The 14,940-nt window shown below is 65.0% G+C and carries 11 protein-coding genes; 8 read left to right on the top strand and 3 right to left on the bottom strand.

The features are described 5' to 3' along the window. Positions 1–7: 7 nt before the first annotated feature. Positions 8–3,187, top strand: coding sequence for an efflux RND transporter permease subunit (locus LZ518_RS07020; protein WP_249915289.1), 3,180 nt, complete (start codon positions 8–10; stop codon positions 3,185–3,187). Between the two features lie 8 nt (positions 3,188–3,195). After that, a complete protein-coding gene (locus tag LZ518_RS07015; protein WP_249915288.1) occupies positions 3,196–4,590 on the top strand; it encodes an efflux transporter outer membrane subunit in 1,395 nt (464 codons plus the stop codon). Here LZ518_RS07015 and LZ518_RS07010 read toward each other — a convergent pair. After that, entirely contained in the window at positions 4,587–5,270 is a 684-nt protein-coding gene (locus LZ518_RS07010; protein WP_249915287.1) for a TetR/AcrR family transcriptional regulator, read from the bottom strand. The two genes, LZ518_RS07015 and LZ518_RS07010, sit on opposite strands and share 4 nt — an antisense overlap. Before the next feature lie 114 nt (positions 5,271–5,384). Here LZ518_RS07010 and LZ518_RS07005 point away from each other — a divergent pair, with 114 nt between their 5' ends. From LZ518_RS07005 to LZ518_RS06985, 5 genes are read left to right on the top strand one after another with little or no spacing between them, the layout of a single operon-like run. Further along, complete coding sequence (locus LZ518_RS07005; protein WP_249915286.1) at positions 5,385–6,815, top strand: efflux transporter outer membrane subunit; 1,431 nt, start codon at positions 5,385–5,387, stop codon at positions 6,813–6,815. A 56-nt stretch (positions 6,816–6,871) separates the two neighbouring features. Further along, positions 6,872–8,047 (top strand): HlyD family secretion protein, encoded by a 1,176-nt coding sequence (locus LZ518_RS07000; protein WP_249915285.1) that lies wholly within the window; start codon positions 6,872–6,874, stop codon positions 8,045–8,047. Further along, positions 8,047–9,582, top strand: coding sequence for a DHA2 family efflux MFS transporter permease subunit (locus LZ518_RS06995; RefSeq protein WP_249915284.1), 1,536 nt, complete (start codon positions 8,047–8,049; stop codon positions 9,580–9,582). Before LZ518_RS07000 ends, LZ518_RS06995 begins: the two co-directional genes overlap by 1 nt. A 29-nt stretch (positions 9,583–9,611) precedes the next feature. After that, the gene (locus tag LZ518_RS06990) at positions 9,612–10,127 is read left to right on the top strand and encodes an MAPEG family protein (protein ID WP_249915283.1); all 516 of its coding nucleotides are present in this window, start codon (positions 9,612–9,614) and stop codon (positions 10,125–10,127) included. A 3-nt stretch (positions 10,128–10,130) separates the two neighbouring features. After that, the gene (locus tag LZ518_RS06985) at positions 10,131–10,745 is read left to right on the top strand and encodes a hypothetical protein (protein ID WP_249915282.1); all 615 of its coding nucleotides are present in this window, start codon (positions 10,131–10,133) and stop codon (positions 10,743–10,745) included. 6 nt (positions 10,746–10,751) lie between these two features. Here the strand turns inward: LZ518_RS06985 and LZ518_RS06980 are convergent, their stop codons facing one another. Next, the gene (locus LZ518_RS06980) at positions 10,752–12,080 is read right to left on the bottom strand and encodes a sensor histidine kinase (RefSeq protein ID WP_249915281.1); all 1,329 of its coding nucleotides are present in this window, start codon (positions 12,078–12,080) and stop codon (positions 10,752–10,754) included. Further along, a complete protein-coding gene (locus tag LZ518_RS06975; protein WP_249915280.1) occupies positions 12,070–13,440 on the bottom strand; it encodes a sigma-54-dependent transcriptional regulator in 1,371 nt (456 codons plus the stop codon). Before LZ518_RS06975 ends, LZ518_RS06980 begins: the two co-directional genes overlap by 11 nt. 182 nt (positions 13,441–13,622) lie before the next feature. Between LZ518_RS06975 and LZ518_RS06970 the strand changes: the two genes are divergently transcribed. Then, entirely contained in the window at positions 13,623–14,936 is a 1,314-nt protein-coding gene (locus LZ518_RS06970) for an efflux RND transporter periplasmic adaptor subunit (protein ID WP_249915279.1), read from the top strand. Positions 14,937–14,940: the final 4 nt, after the last annotated feature.

Raw genomic sequence — 14,940 nt, 5'->3', positions numbered from 1 at the left:
AGCCCCCATGCGCTTTAGCCACTTCTTTATCCGGCGGCCGATCTTTGCCGCGGTGATCGCGATCATCATCACGATCGTCGGCGCCTTTGCCTATGTCGGCCTGCCGGTGTCGCAATTCCCTGACGTCGTTCCGCCGACGGTGACGGTCAGCACCAGCTATCCCGGTGCTTCGGCTGAAACAGTCGCCGATACGGTCGCATCGCCGATCGAGCAGCAGATCAACGGCGTCGACAATATGCTCTACCAGTCGTCGCAATCGACCGGCGACGGGCGGGTGACGATTACCGTTACGTTCAAGCTCGGCACCAACCTCGATACGGCGCAGGTGCTGGTCCAGAACCGCGTCGCGCTGGCCGAGCCAAGCCTGCCCGAAGAAGTGCGCCGCCAGGGCGTGGTCGTTCGCAAGGAGCAGCCGAGCTGGCTGATGGCGGTCAACGTGCTGTCGCCGGACGGCTCATTGGATCGCGGCTATGTTTCCAACTATGCGCTGACCCAGATCCGTGACCGGCTGACCCGGGTGGACGGCATCGGCGACGTGCAGATCTTCGGCGCGCGCGACTATGCAATGCGCGTCTGGATCGATCCGGGCCGCGCCGCGACCATGGGTTTCACCGCCGGAGAGGTAGTGAGTGCGCTGCGCAGCCAGAACGTCCAGGTTGCCGCCGGCGTCGTCGGCCAGCCGCCCTACGACACTGGCGCGGCTCAGCAGCTCAACGTCGAGACGCAGGGCCGCTTCAAGACCGCCGACGAATTCGCCAATATCGTCATCCGCAGCGACCCGACCACCGGAGCCATAACGCGCCTGCGCGACGTGGCGCGGGTCGAGCTCGGCGCCTCCGATTATGGCGTCAACGCCTATCTGTCGGGCACCGACTCGATTATCCTGGGGATTACACAAAGGCCGGGCACCAACGCGCTGGCGGCAGCCGAAGGCGTCAAGGCCGAGCTCGCTGATGCGGCCAAGAACTTCCCCAAGGGACTCGAGTACCGGATCATCTGGAATCCCACGGAGTTCATCAGTGAATCGATGACCGCCGTGCAAGAAACATTGCTCGAAGCGATGCTGCTGGTCGTTCTGGTGATCATCGTCTTCCTGCAGAGCTGGCGCGCCGCGGTGATCCCGATCGTCGCCATCCCCGTCTCGCTGATCGGTACCTTCGCGGTGCTCGCCGCGCTCGGCTATTCGCTCAACACGCTGTCGATGTTCGGCCTGGTACTGGCGATCGGCATCGTCGTCGACGACGCCATCGTGGTGGTCGAGAACGTCGAGCGAAACCTGGAGCATGGCTTAAGCCCGCAAGAAGCGTCGCACCGGTCGATGGACGAGGTGTCGGCGGCGCTGGTCGCGATCGGCGTGGTGCTGATCGCGGTGTTCGTGCCGACGACTTTCCTCACCGGCATCACCGGCGAATTCTACCGCCAGTTCGCGGTCACAATCGCCGCGTCGACGGTAATCTCTCTGCTGCTGTCACTGACCCTGTCCCCCGCGCTGGCCGCGATGCTGCTGAAGCCGCGCAGCGACCACCGCGTGGAGACCGGCGTGATGGGCCTGCTTCACCGAGCCGGCGACAGGTTCAACCAGACCTTCGGCCGCCTCGGCGAATGGTATGCCGGCTTCACCCAGCGCATCACCCATGCGCCGAAGCGCGCGCTGACCGTCTATGGCGGGTTGGTCGCGCTGACCGTGGCGGTGTTCTGGGCGACCCCGGCCGGGTTCGTCCCGGCGCAGGACCAGGGCTATGCGCTGGCCGCCATCCAGCTGCCGCCGGGAAGTTCGATCGAGCGGACCGACGCAGTGCTGAAGAAGGCGGTCGCCAAGCTGCTCAAGGTGCCGGGCGTCGACCAGGCGGTAATGTTCTCCGGCTTCGACGGGGCGTCGGGCACCCAGGCGTCCAACGCCGGAGCGGCATATGTCACTTTCAAGCCGTTCGAGGAGCGGGCCGGGACCGACCGGACCGAGCAGAATATCGAGAATGACATGCGCGCCGCTCTGGCTGACATGGACGAGGCGTTCGTGTTCGTCATCCCGCCACCGGTCATCCAGGGCATCGGCAATGGCGGCGGCTATCGAATGATCGTCCAGGACCGCAGCGACATGGGTTATCAGGCCCTGGAGCAGGCGGCCGGCAAGCTGATCGGTTCGGCTCACCAGGATCCGAAGCTCGCCAACGTCTTCACGCTCTACAATACTGCGACGCCGCGCATCTGGGCGGATATCGACCGGGCGAAGTCCGACATGCTCGGCGTTCCGCCGGAACGGGTGTTCGAGGCGCTGCAGGTCTATCTGGGATCGGCCTACGTCAACGATTTCAACCTGCTAGGCCGTACCTATCGGGTGACGGCGCAGGCGGAAGCGGCGGCACGCGACGATCCGGCGGATATCGCCCAGCTCAAGACGCGGTCGAACAGCGGTGCGATGGTGCCGATCGGATCGGTCGCGACCTTCAGCGACAAGACCGGACCGTACCGGGTCACGCGCTACAACCTCTACCCAGCGGTTGAGGTCGATGGCGAAACCGCGCCCGGGACATCGACCGGCCAGGCAATGAACATCATGGAGAAGCTGGCCGCCCAGCTTCCGGCGGGCTTCTCGACCGAATGGACCGGGATCGCTTTCCAGCAGGAAGCGGCCGGCAACATCGCCATCCTGATCTTCGCCTTGTCGGTGGTGTTCGTCTTCCTGGTCCTGGCGGCCCAGTTCGAAAGCCTGCTTTTGCCATTGGCGATCATCCTGATCGTGCCGATGACATTGCTGGCGGCGATGGCCGGCGTGAATCTCAGGGGGCTCGACAATAATATCCTGACCCAGGTCGGCCTGATCGTGCTGATCGCCCTGGCTGCGAAGAACGCAATCCTGATCGTTGAGTTCGCCAAGCAGGCCGAGGAACGGGGCGCGACCGCGATCGACGCGGCCGTCGAGGCAGCCCGCACCCGTCTGCGGCCGATCCTGATGACCAGCTTCGCCTTCATTCTCGGCGTGTTGCCGCTGGTCATGGCGAGCGGTCCGGGCTGGGAGCTCCGCCAGGCGCTCGGCACCGCCGTCTTCTTCGGGATGATCGGCGTCACCGCCTTCGGCCTGGTGTTCACCCCCGTCTTCTACGTCGCGACCCGTGCGCTCGGTGAACGGCTGCGCAAACCCCGTCAGGGTCCAGCCCAGGCCGAGCTCGCACCGTTGCCGGCTGAATGAGGTTAGCAATGAAGCATCTGAAGCATCTCACCACCCTGGTCTCGGCGCTGGCGCTGGCCGCCTGCGCAACCGGCCCCAACTATGCCCGTCCAACCACGGCATCGGCCGCGGCAGGGCCATTCGTTGCGGCGCAAGGGCCGGCAATCCAGCCGCTCGCCCCTGTCCAGGGCGACTGGTGGCGCCTCTACAATGATCCGGTGCTCGACGGGCTGATCGCCGACGCACTGGCGCACAATACCGATGTCCGCGCCGCCGTGGCACGGCTGGCCCGTGCCCGCGCCGCGCTCAAGGAGACCAAGGTCGACCGGCTGCCCCAGGGCGGGGTCAGAGCAGGTGTGACGCGGGGCCGCGATCCGGGCGAGAATGACGCCACCACCAGCTTCGATGGCGGGCTTTCGGTCGCCTATGAAGTCGACTTGTTCGGCCGGGTCAGCCGCGGAGTTGAGGCGGCGCGAGGCGACGTCGCCGCGGCCGACGCCGACGCCGACGCAGTTCGCGTGGCAATCGTCGCCGATACGGCGCGAGCCTATGCCGACGCAGCCAATGCAGCCGAGCGGCTTGGCGTGGACCAGCATATTGTCGAGCTGCTCGACAAGTCGCTCCAGCTGACGCAGCGACGCGTCGAAATCGGGCTGAACAGCCGGATCGACACTGCCCGCATCGCAACCCTCAGAAACCAGAGACAAGCAGAGATTCCGGCCATCGCCGCCGAGCGCGACAATGCGCTTTTCAGGTTGGCGACCCTGACCGGACGCGCGCCCGCCGAGCTGCCCCAACAGGCGGGCGCGCGAACCACATCCCTGGCGCTGGGCCAGCCGATCCCGGTTGGCGACGGAGCCCAGCTGCTGGCCCGCCGGCCGGACGTCCGAGCGGCCGAGCGTCGCCTTGCGGCATCGACCGCAAGGATAGGGGTGGCAACGGCTGAGCTGTATCCGCGCATTAGCCTCGGCGGCTCGCTCGGCTCATCGGCCGGAAGCCTTGGCAATCTGTTCAGCAATCCGATCGGATTCCTGCTCGGGCCGCTGATCAGCTGGTCTTTTTCCGATCATGCGCGTGCCCGGGCACGGGTGGCGGGGGCAGAGGCGGGCGCCCAGGAGGCGCTGGCCGATTTCGACGGCACCGTGCTGCGCTCGCTCCAGGAGACGGAGACCGCGCTTTCGGCTTACGCCAACTCGCTACAGCGGCTTGAGGCGTTGAAAGCGGCGCGCGACGAAGCCGAGGTGGCGGCCCGCGTCGTTCGCGCCCAGCAGCGGGAAGGGCAGGTCGACTCGCTTGCGCTGCTCGACGCCGAACGGACCTTTGCCGAGAGCGAGGCGGAGCTGGCGGCGATGAACGGCCAGGTCTCGGCTGCCCAGATCGACTTGTTCCGCGCCCTTGCCGGCGGCTGGGAGCAGAAGGCCTAGGCGGCTCTCTTCCGGGGCTTGGGCTTCGTCCGGGCCTTGGGCGCGGTTGCCGGCCTGGCCTTTTTTGCCTGCTCGACATCGGCGCCATAGAGCTTGAGGAAGGCATCGGCAGCTGCGATCGACGCGCGGCGGATCTCGTCCGCGGGGGGTTCCTTGATCGCCCCAAGCAGCCGACGTTCAAACATGTCCCATTCGCACATGCCTTTCCATTGCATGGCCGCGATCCATGAATCTGCCGGGATCAGGATGCCGGCCTCCATCAATATCTGGAAGCGATTGGCCAGCCTTTCCCAGGCAGGTCCAAGAACATTCTCATAGAACTCCTTGCCGATGGTCGAACCTTCGGGTTGGGTCGAAACGATCCGGACATTGGCGATCGGGCCGGGCGACAGGCGCCGGTGCATATAGGCCTGGCCGAGGGTTATCAGCCCTTCGCGTAAATCCTTGCCCGACAGGAATTGGTTCATCAGCCGGTCGGCTTCGGTGGTTACATCATAGACCAGGACCGACTGGAGCAACTCCTCCTTCGATTTGAAGTAGCCGTAGAGCGTCGCCTTCGACCCGCCGAGCCGCTCGGAAATAAGCGACATCGAGGTCCGCTCATAACCCAATTCCTGAAACAGCTGGGACGCGACCTCGACAATCTGCCTGCGCTTTAGCTCGGTCCTCACTCGTACCACGAAAAACTCCTGCTAACTCCAATACAGTACATGGGCGTTCAGTTTTGAATTGACAAGTCCGCGACTCGTAACTAAACCGTACGGTACAGTTACGCGAATCAAGGGCTTAAGACAATGACCATCCTCCGGGGTACGCGGCTTGGCCGCGCAGCCATGCTGTTGCCGCTGCTCGTTTCGACCGCTTGCGCGTCGATTCCGAACCTTGGGCCGAAGCCGGAAATGCGTTCCGCCAGCGATTATGCGGCGACCGCTTCGCTGACCGCGACCGGCGCAGCCTGGCCCGACCAGGGCTGGTGGCTTCGCTATGGCGATGCCCAGCTCAACGGGTTGATCGAGGAGGGGCTGGCCGGCTCACCGGACATGGAGGCAGCGGCTGCTCGCTTCCGCACCGCGCAGGGAATTGCCCAACAGGCCGGCGGAGCGCTGGCGCCGAGCATCGACGCCTTCGCGCAGTCGGAATTCAAGAAGCGCGATTCCAAGGACGTCAAATTCCTCGGTATCGATGGCGACCAGATTATCAGCACCGGCAGCGCCGGGCTGAGCTTCTCCTTTGACCTTGACCTGTGGGGAAAGAATCGTGCGGCGCTGGCCGCGGCGACATCCGATGCGGAAGCGGCCGGATATGAACTGGCGCAGGCGCGGCTGGCGCTGACCACCGGCATCGCTTCGACCTATGCCGACCTGGCGCAGCTTTACCGCCAGCGGGATACGCTGGAAGCGGCGCTGCAAATCCGCGGCGAGACCGCGAAGCTGGTCGGTCAAAGGGTCGAGATCGGTCTCGACACCCGTGCAGAGCTGAAGCAGGCCGAGGGCCGCGTTTTCGAAGCGCGCGACGATCTGGCCGCCAATGAGGAAGCAATCGGCCTGACCCGCAACGCGCTGGCCGCGCTGATCGGCAAGGGACCGGATCGCGGCCTCGCCATCCAGCGGCCAGCGGTCGCGACCTACACGGCGCAGGGTATCCCGGCCAACGCAACGATCGACCTGGTTGGCCGCCGCCCCGATGTCGCCGCCTATCGCGCGGCCGCCGAGGCCGGCGCGAGCCGCATCAAGGAAGCCAAGGCGGCTTTCTATCCCAATATCAACATCACCGCCCTGCTCGGCCTCTCGGCCTTCGGCATTGGCGACATTTTCTCATCCACTTCCAGCTTTGGCAGCGTTAGCCCCGCGGTAACCCTCCCCCTGTTCCACGGCGGCGCGCTCCAAGGCCAGTACCGCGGTGCACGCGGTCGTTATGACGAAGCCGTTGCCCTTTATAACCGGCAAGTCATTACGGCCCTGCGCGAGACGGCCGATGCCGTCACCAGCCGGCGAGCCCTTGACGCCCGGCTGATGGAATCGCGCAGGGCACTGGCCGACTTTGAAGAGGCCAATGGCCTCGCCCGAATGCGCTACGAGCGCGGGCTTTCGACCTATCTCGACGTGCTTTCGGCCGAAGAGAGCGTGCTAAGCGCGCGCCTCAACGTCGCCGAGCTCGAGACCCGGGCCTTCGAGCTCGACGTGGCGCTGGTTCGCGCTCTGGGCGGGGGCTTTGCTTCCGTCTGATCAAGGCGCCGGTGGCTTCACCGCCTGACCAACTTTTCAAAAAGGGAAAAAACATCATGGCCGACAGGGACCCCGTTGAGCTGCACGAGCAGCAGCAGTTTGAAGAAGTGCCAGCTACTGAGGCGCCGAAGCTACCCGAACTGGACAAGCGCAGGAAGCGCAAGAAGATCCTGCTTGGGCTCGCGGCCGCCATCGTCGTCATTGGCGGGGCCTGGTGGCTGATGTCGGATGGCGACCACGTCACGACCGACAACGCCTATGTGAACGCGGACTCGGCGCAGGTCACCGCGCTGGTTTCCGGCCCGGTCCGATCGGTCGAGGTGGTCAACACGCAGGTCGTCCGCCGCGGGCAGATCCTGTTCCGCCTCGACGATAGCGATGCTCGCCTGGCGCTGGCCAAGGCCGAAGCGGAATATCTGAAGGCCCGCAAGCAGTTCGGCCAGATCAGCGCGACCAGCGGTTCGCTGGCGGCGCAGATCGGGGCCCGCGACGCCGATATCGGCCAGGCCCAGGCGCAGCTCGCAGCGGCCGGCGCAAGCCTGGCAAAGGCCCGTATCGACCTCAATCGCCGCAGCGAGCTGGTCGAATCCGGTGCGGTGTCGAAGGAAGAGCTGACCACCGCGCAGAATGCCTATTCGACCGCGCAGGCCAATGTTTCGCAGGCACGGGCGGCGGTTGCCCAGGCCTCGGCCAGCCGCGGCGCGGCCCGCGAAAGCTGGGCGGCCAACGAAGCGCTGATTGCCGGGACTTCGGTCGATACCAGCCCGGACGTTGCTGCCGCCAAGGCGCGGCTCGACCAGGCGCGGCTCGACCATGAGCGGACGGTGATCCGCGCGCCGATCGACGGCGTCGTCACCAATCGCCAGATCCAGGTCGGCCAGCGCATCGCTGCCGGATCGGCGGTGATGACGATCGTTCCGGTCGGCAGCGCTTATGTCGATGCCAATTTCAAGGAAGGCCAGCTGGCCCGCGTCCGTCCGGGCCAGAAGGTCGCATTGAAGTCCGATCTTTATGGAGGCGATGTGGTCTATCATGGCCGCGTCGTCGGCTTTTCCGGCGGTACCGGCTCTGCCTTCGCCCTGATCCCGGCGCAGAATGCGACTGGCAACTGGATCAAGGTGGTCCAGCGGCTGCCGGTGCGGATCGTGCTCGATCCGAAGGAGCTTGCCCAGCATCCCTTGCGCGTCGGCCTGTCGATGGAAGCAGAAATCGACGTGTCGGGAGCCGAGTGATGAGCGCCCAGGACGCCTCTATTCCGCAGATGTCGAAGGGGACGCTGGTCCTCGCTTGCTTCGTTCTTGCCTTCACCAACTTCATGGTGGTGCTGGACACGACCATCGCCAATGTGTCGGTGGCGCATATCGCGGGCGGGCTCGGCATTTCGTCGAGCGAGGGGACCTGGGTCATTACTTCCTACGCAGTTGCGGAAGCAATCTGCGTGCCGCTTACCGGCTGGCTCGCCAGGCGGTTTGGAACAGTCCGCGTGTTCGCCATCGGCATGGCCGGCTTCGGCATTTTCTCGCTGCTATGCGGGATGGCCTGGAGCCTGGGCTCGCTGGTCGCCTTCCGGATCGGCCAGGGCCTGTGCGGCGGGCCGCTGATGCCGATCAGCCAGACGTTGCTGCTGCGTATCTTCCCCAAGGAGAAGCACGCCCAGGCGACCGGCGTGTGGGCAATGACGACCATCGTCGCGCCGATCCTGGGGCCGATCCTGGGCGGGACGATCAGCGACAATTGGGGCTGGCACTGGATCTTCTTCATCAACGTGCCGATCGCCGCGGTCTGCTCGGTGATGGCCGTCGCCCTGTTGCGCCAGGCCGAAACCAGGATCGACAAACTGCCGATCGACGTGTGGGGCATGGTCCTGCTCGTATTCTGGGTGGGGTCGCTGCAGCTGATGCTCGACCTTGGCCGCGAACATGACTGGTTCGGCGATCCGCTGATCGTCGGCCTGGCCGTCGCCGCCGCCGTCGGGTTCACCTTCTTCCTAGCGTGGGAGTTGTTCGAGAAAGACCCGGCGGTGAACCTCAAGGTGTTCCGCCATCGCGGCTTCACCGTCAGCGTGACCTCGCTGGTGTTCGCCTATGGCACCTTCTTTGCCAGCCTGGTCGTCATCCCCCAGTGGCTGCAGGGAGCGCTCGGCTACACCGCCACCTGGGCCGGCTATGCCACCGCCTTCAACGGCGTCGCGGCGGTGATGATGGCGCCGGTCGTCGCCAAGCTGTCGGAGAAGGTCGATCCGCGCCTGCTGGTGTCGTTCGGCATATTGTGGCTCGGCGGGACCTCCCTGATCCGGGTGTTCTGGTGGACCAGCGACGCCGACTTCTGGACGGTTGCCTTGCCGCAGCTGATCCAGGGCGCGGGCATGCCCTTCTTCTTCATTCCGCTGACGACGCTAGCGCTGGGCGCGGTCGAGGAGGAAGAAGTGGCTTCGGCGGCCGGGGTGATGAACTTCCTTCGCACCATGTCGGGCGCGGTCGGGACCGCGATCGTCACCACCATTTGGTATGACGGCGCGCAGGGCATCCGCGCGGAACTGAGCGGCGTTCTGAATGGCGCCGAGGTGACCATGCAGTCGCTGCAGGCGCACGGCTACACTATCGAGCAATCGCGCCTGGTAATCAGCAATTTGGTGGACGGGCAGGCGACCGCGCTGGCTACCGGGTCGGCCTTCGTCACCGCCGCGATCGTATTCGCCGCCGCCGCCAGCATCGTCTGGCTTGCGCCGCGGCCCAAACATGCGGTTGCTGCGGGCCAGGCCCACTAGCTCGTGCAGATTCCGAAAGGGGAAATGAAATGACCAGGGATCAGAAAATCGTCGCGACCGGTGCCGCCACCGGAGTCGCGACCATGCTGGCCGCGCTGGCCGCCCTGTCGGCGATTATGGCCGGCATTGCGGCCGAGGCGACGGCCGGCGAGCGGCTCGCCTTTGCGGCGCGCTGGATCGCGCTTGGCGCCCTGCCGCTTGCCATGATGATCGCGTCGGTCGGCAATGAGCGGTTCGGCAGCGAGGCGATCGACCCGACCGCGGGCAAGGAAAGCCAGGCGATGATCGTCAACGGCCGCGTTTGCGAAAATACGCTGCAGCAATATTTACTGTTCATCGTCGCGAACCTGGCGCTGGCGGCGAGCCTCGGCGGCGACCGGCTGGGCGTTATTGCGGCGGCGGCGATCGTCTTCGTCATCGCCCGGTTTGTGTTCTGGATCGGCTATCGAATCCGGCCGATCTACCGGGCGCCGGGCTTCTCCTCGACCTTCTATTTGAACGTCGTCCTGTTCGGCTATGCCGCCTGGGCGGCGTGGCGGGGCTAATCCATGAAGGGGGTGGACCTTCTCTTCCAGCTCTTCGCGCTACTGCTGGGCTTTTCCGTGGCCGAGCTGCTGGCCGGCATGGCTCGAAGCTGGCGGATCAGGGTCGGCGCAAGCCGCACGGGGGAAGCGCGGATCCGCATCGGCTGGCTGGTACCGCTGCTGGCCTCGCTGGTGCTGATCGACCAAACCCATTTCTGGCTCACCGCCTATGAGCTCAAGGATTTCTTCGTCTTCGATTATGCCACCCTGCTCGGCATATTGGTCATCGTCGGCGGCTATTATGTGATCTCGACCTTCGTGTTTCCGGACAGTCCTGCCGAGTGGCCCGACTTCGACGAATATTATCTGCGCACCAACCGGACCGTGCTGGCAGGCATGATTGCGATCAACTTCATTACCTTTTCCTACGCCGTCTACGTCGCGCTGGGATTCGGCCTGGAAATCTCCTCGGCGCCGGTGATGCGCAGCTGGTTCAGCTTCGTCCCGGCGCTGCTGTTCTTTCCGCTGCTGGTGTCGCTGTGGTTCGTGAAGGGCCGCCGGGCGAACCTCCTGCTGCTGGCCGTGATGAACCTGCTGCTCGTGTTCGGGGCACTGGGGCCCAAGCTGTTCGACGCTTGACCCTCGTCAGATTACCAGTGCCACTTCGGCGCCGCCTTCCGGTGCTTCACCGGCGCTGATCGACCCGCCATGCGCCAGAGCGACCTGGCGGGCGAAGCTCAGGCCGACGCCGCTGCCGCCCTTATGGGTCGTATAGAAGGGCAGGAAAACATCGTCGCGCCGGTCGGCGGGAATGCCGGGACCATTATCGCGAACCTCGATCTTGATGCGGCCTCCAGCCTGGCGGCTGAACGCCAGCACGACAATTGGGTCGGGGGAGTCGGCGGTTACCCGGAACGCGTTACGGAGCAGATTGAGCAGCGCCTGGGCCAGCAGCTCAGGGTCGGCGTTCAGCTTCAAGGACTCCGGTTTCATCTCCAGCGAAGCGCCGGCGACGCGATCGGGGGCACTGGCCAATGCCAGTCGCAGCAATTCTTCGGCCCATGGCAGGGCGGCAAATGACTGGCGCCGCACCTCGGGGGTCTGGGCGAACTCCCGATAGCTTTCGACGAAGCGCAATATGCCCTCCGCGCGCCTGGCGACCGTCTCGGTGGCCACGCGCGCATCGCCGAGGTCCGCGCCCTGCTGTTCCGCCAGCGCGACCATGTCTGCGCTCGACCGGGCCAGTGAGGTCACCGGCGTCAGCGAATTCATGATTTCGTGGGTGAGGACCCGGACGAGGTCGGCCTGCGCCGCGACTTCGAGCGCGCCAAGCTCACTCTGTACCGGGAGGATGGACAGGATGGTGGCACCCCGATCGAGGCGCGCGACATGCGCCGAAGCGAGAATCGCGCGGTGCGGGATGCCGTCAATCAGCAGGCGCGTAATCTTGCGGGTCCCGGGCGGCAGGTCCGCGGCGGCGGCCAGCTCGGCACCCAGAACCGCCAGGTCCTCACGCCTTGAAATCGGTTGCCGGGCGAACAGCTGCCGCGCGGCCTTGTTGAGCATTTCGACGTGGCCATCCTCATCGATCGACAGCAGGGCGCTTGGGGAATCGTCGACGATCGCCGCCAGATATCGCGCTTCCACCGCCGCCTCGGCATGACGCGCCTGAAGAGCCTTGAGCGCGTGATCGAGCGTATCCCCGAGCACGTCGAAGCCACCGCCGCTGGGATCGGAAAAACGTTGCGAATAATCCTCGAACCGGACGGATTCGATAAACCTCGCGACCTGGAAATTGGTGCGGCGGATGAATTGCCAGAGGCTGGCCAGCGCGGAGAAGGCGATCAACGCCGCGACGATCCGGGCCGCCCTCAAGTCAGGCGTGGAAATCGCCTGGGCGAGCAGCCAGATGGCAAGAATCAGGACCAGCGTGCGCCACGCCAAGCCGAATTCGAACTTGCGCCTAAAGCCCATGTTTTTCCATCCGCCGGTAGAGCGCGCCGCGGCTTAGGCCGAGCTCGCCGGCAGCCAGCGAGATGTTGAAATGATGCATCCTCAGCGCGCGTTCGATCATTTGCCTTTCAAGCTGATCGAGGTTGAGGCTGCCGGACAGCGAAGGGATTGCACCGCCTTGCGGCCGCGCGGGCAGCGGGAAGTCCTCGAGCCGATAGCTGCCCCCATCGGCCATGATCACCGCGCGCTCCGCGGCATGGCGCAAGGCGCGGACATTCCCGGGCCAATCATGCTTCGTCAGGGGGTCCATGACCTCGCCTGGCAGCGATCGCTCGGGCCGGTCATATTTGCGCTCATAGAGGCGCAAATAATGGTTGATAAGCTGCGGGATGTCCTCGGCCCGCGATCGCAGCGGCGGCAGGTGAATCTCGATCGTGTTCAGGCGGAACAGCAGATCCTGCCGGAACCGGTTTTCGTCGGATAGCCGTTCTTCCGACAGGTTGGTGGCGGCGATTACCCGGACGTCGATCCCGACCGCTCGGTTGGCGCCGACCGGCACTACCTCGCGCTGCTCAAGCGCGGTCAGCAGCTTGGGCTGCAGGTGGAGTGGCAGATTGCCGATCTCGTCAAGGAACAGCGTGCTGTGGTCGGCGGCCTTGATGCGCCCGATGCGCTCTCCGGCGGCGCCGGTGAAAGCGCCCTTGGTGTGACCGAACAGTTCTGATTCAAACAGCCCTTCTGCGGTTGCGCCAAGGTCGATCGACACCATCGGCAGCTTGCCGCGGCGCGACTTGCGGTGGATTTCGCGCGCAACAATCTCCTTGCCGGTGCCGTTCTCGCCGAGGATCAGGACATTCGCGTCGGTCGGCGCCGACCGGTCGATCAGCATTTTGACTCGCTGCATCGCTTCCGACTGCCCGAGCAGCGGAGTTTCGCCATTGTGCGCCAGCTCGGACGTGCGATCGCGTTCGAGCCGGGTATCGAGCTTGCTCCGGCGCAATGCGGCGGCGCTGCGGACCGTGGCGGCAAGCCGCTCATTGGCCCACGGCTTGGCGACGAAGTCGCTGGCGCCGCGCTTCAACGCCTCGACCGCCACCGACACGGCGCTGTGGGCGGTAATGATCACGACCGCGGCTTCCGGATCGACCGCCATGATCCGGCCGAGATAGTCGAGACCTTCGCTGCCGTCCGTTGCGGCCCGCTCGAAGTTGAGGTCGAGCAGGATCGCATCGGGCGATCGCGCGGTTACGAATGCCGGCAACTCCTGCGGCGATGGCAGGGTGGCGATTTCCTTGAACAGGGTGCGCAGGGCCAGGCGCGCGGCCAACGCAATATCGGGATCGTCGTCGACGATCACTGCAAGGTCGAACGGCTCGTCCATCAGCCAAGCCTAGCGCCATTGTCCGGAAACGAACAGTGGGGCCGTCGCCGGGGCATTTGGCACGCCGCTTGCACAATTAAGGGCATGATTGACGCGCCAAACTTAGCCTCCACTCACGTGGCCACCCCGCATGCAGGGCAGATTCTGTCCGATTCCGGACACCTGCTGTCCGGAGGCGGACAATGAGCCTGGTGGAACTGAAAATGGCGTCCGGACCTGGCGCGGTCAGCGGCGGCGCGATGGATCGCGTGGTCGAACGCAAGAAAATCGACAAGCGCATCCTGATCGGGGCGGGCGCCGGCGCGGCGCTGCTTTTGATCCTGCTGTTCTGGCTGTTCGCGCCACGGGGGGATTCGCAATCGGTCAATCCCAACCGACTGACCATCTCAAAGGTCCAACAGGGCACGTTCGAGGATTTTCTTCCCATTAGGGCACGAGTTGCACCGCTGGTGACGGTCTATCTGGACGCGGTTGAGGGCGGCCGGGTCGAGCAAATGGCGGTTGAGGACGGCGCCAATGTGGTCAAGGGGCAGCTGCTTGCCGTCCTGTCCAATGCGGACCTTCAGCTATCCACGCTGGCGCGGCAAACCGAGGTCGAGCAACAGCTCAACAACATGCGCAGCCAGGAGCTGGCGTTGCAGCAGACGCGCAGCGCCAACCGGCGCGAGTTGAACCAGGTGCAGACCGACCTGTCGAAGGCGCAGCGGATGTACGACCTTCAGCGTCCGCTGGCGGAAAAAGGCTTCGTCACCGGTAAGGCGTTCAACGACACCAAGGATGACCTGGCATTCCAGAAGAACCGGCTGCTGATTCTCAAGCGCAGCATAGCCGAGGACGAGCAGTTACAGGCGAACCAGCTCGGCCAGCTGCGCTCGTCGACGGCGTCGCTGAACCAGAGCCTTTCGATCGCGCGCGGCAGCCTCAGCCAGCTCCAGCTGCGGGCGCCCGTGTCCGGCCAGCTTAGCGGTTTCTCGATCCAGCTCGGCCAGTCGCTGCAGCAGGGCGAGCGGCTCGGCCAGATCGACAGCGCCGGGAAGAGCAAGCTCGAGGGCGACGTAGACGAATTCTACCTCGGCCGGGTCGAGGTCGGACAAACCGCCTCCATCGAGGTGCAGGGCAAGACCTATGGCCTCAAGGTTTCGAAGGTCTACCCGCAGGTCCGCAACGGACAGTTTCGTATCGACCTGATTTTCGACGGGCCCGAGCCGCCCTCGACACGCCGCGGCCAGACCATTTCGACCAAGCTCACGCTCGGCGATTCAAGCCGCGCGGTGCTGATCCCCAATGGCGCCTTCTTCAACGATACGGGCGGCAATTGGGTGTTCGTCGTCAACGAACGGGGAACGAGCGCCGAGCGCCGCGCGGTCCAGCTCGGCCGGCGCAACAATGACTTCATCGAGGTTCTCGACGGCCTGAAGCCTGGCGAGCGCGTCGTAACCTCCAGCTACAGCGGGCTGGTCGACAAGGACCACCTCAGCTTCGACACCGGCGAGTAGAAGG

The sequence above is a fragment of the Sphingomonas brevis genome, assembly GCF_023516505.1.
Lineage (GTDB): Bacteria > Pseudomonadota > Alphaproteobacteria > Sphingomonadales > Sphingomonadaceae > Sphingomicrobium > Sphingomicrobium breve.
This window is presented reverse-complemented; position numbering and strand designations above follow the sequence as displayed.

Coding starts and splice junctions, on each gene's coding strand:
- LZ518_RS06990 (WP_249915283.1), top strand. CDS start 9,612: ATGACCAGGGATCAGAAAATCGTCGCGACCGGTGCCGCCACCGGAGTC.
- LZ518_RS06975 (WP_249915280.1), bottom strand. CDS start 13,440: ATGGACGAGCCGTTCGACCTTGCAGTGATCGTCGACGACGATCCCGAT.
- LZ518_RS06970 (WP_249915279.1), top strand. CDS start 13,623: ATGAGCCTGGTGGAACTGAAAATGGCGTCCGGACCTGGCGCGGTCAGC.
- LZ518_RS06980 (WP_249915281.1), bottom strand. CDS start 12,080: ATGGGCTTTAGGCGCAAGTTCGAATTCGGCTTGGCGTGGCGCACGCTG.
- LZ518_RS06985 (WP_249915282.1), top strand. CDS start 10,131: ATGAAGGGGGTGGACCTTCTCTTCCAGCTCTTCGCGCTACTGCTGGGC.
- LZ518_RS07000 (WP_249915285.1), top strand. CDS start 6,872: ATGGCCGACAGGGACCCCGTTGAGCTGCACGAGCAGCAGCAGTTTGAA.
- LZ518_RS07020 (WP_249915289.1), top strand. CDS start 8: ATGCGCTTTAGCCACTTCTTTATCCGGCGGCCGATCTTTGCCGCGGTG.
- LZ518_RS07015 (WP_249915288.1), top strand. CDS start 3,196: ATGAAGCATCTGAAGCATCTCACCACCCTGGTCTCGGCGCTGGCGCTG.
- LZ518_RS06995 (WP_249915284.1), top strand. CDS start 8,047: ATGAGCGCCCAGGACGCCTCTATTCCGCAGATGTCGAAGGGGACGCTG.
- LZ518_RS07005 (WP_249915286.1), top strand. CDS start 5,385: ATGACCATCCTCCGGGGTACGCGGCTTGGCCGCGCAGCCATGCTGTTG.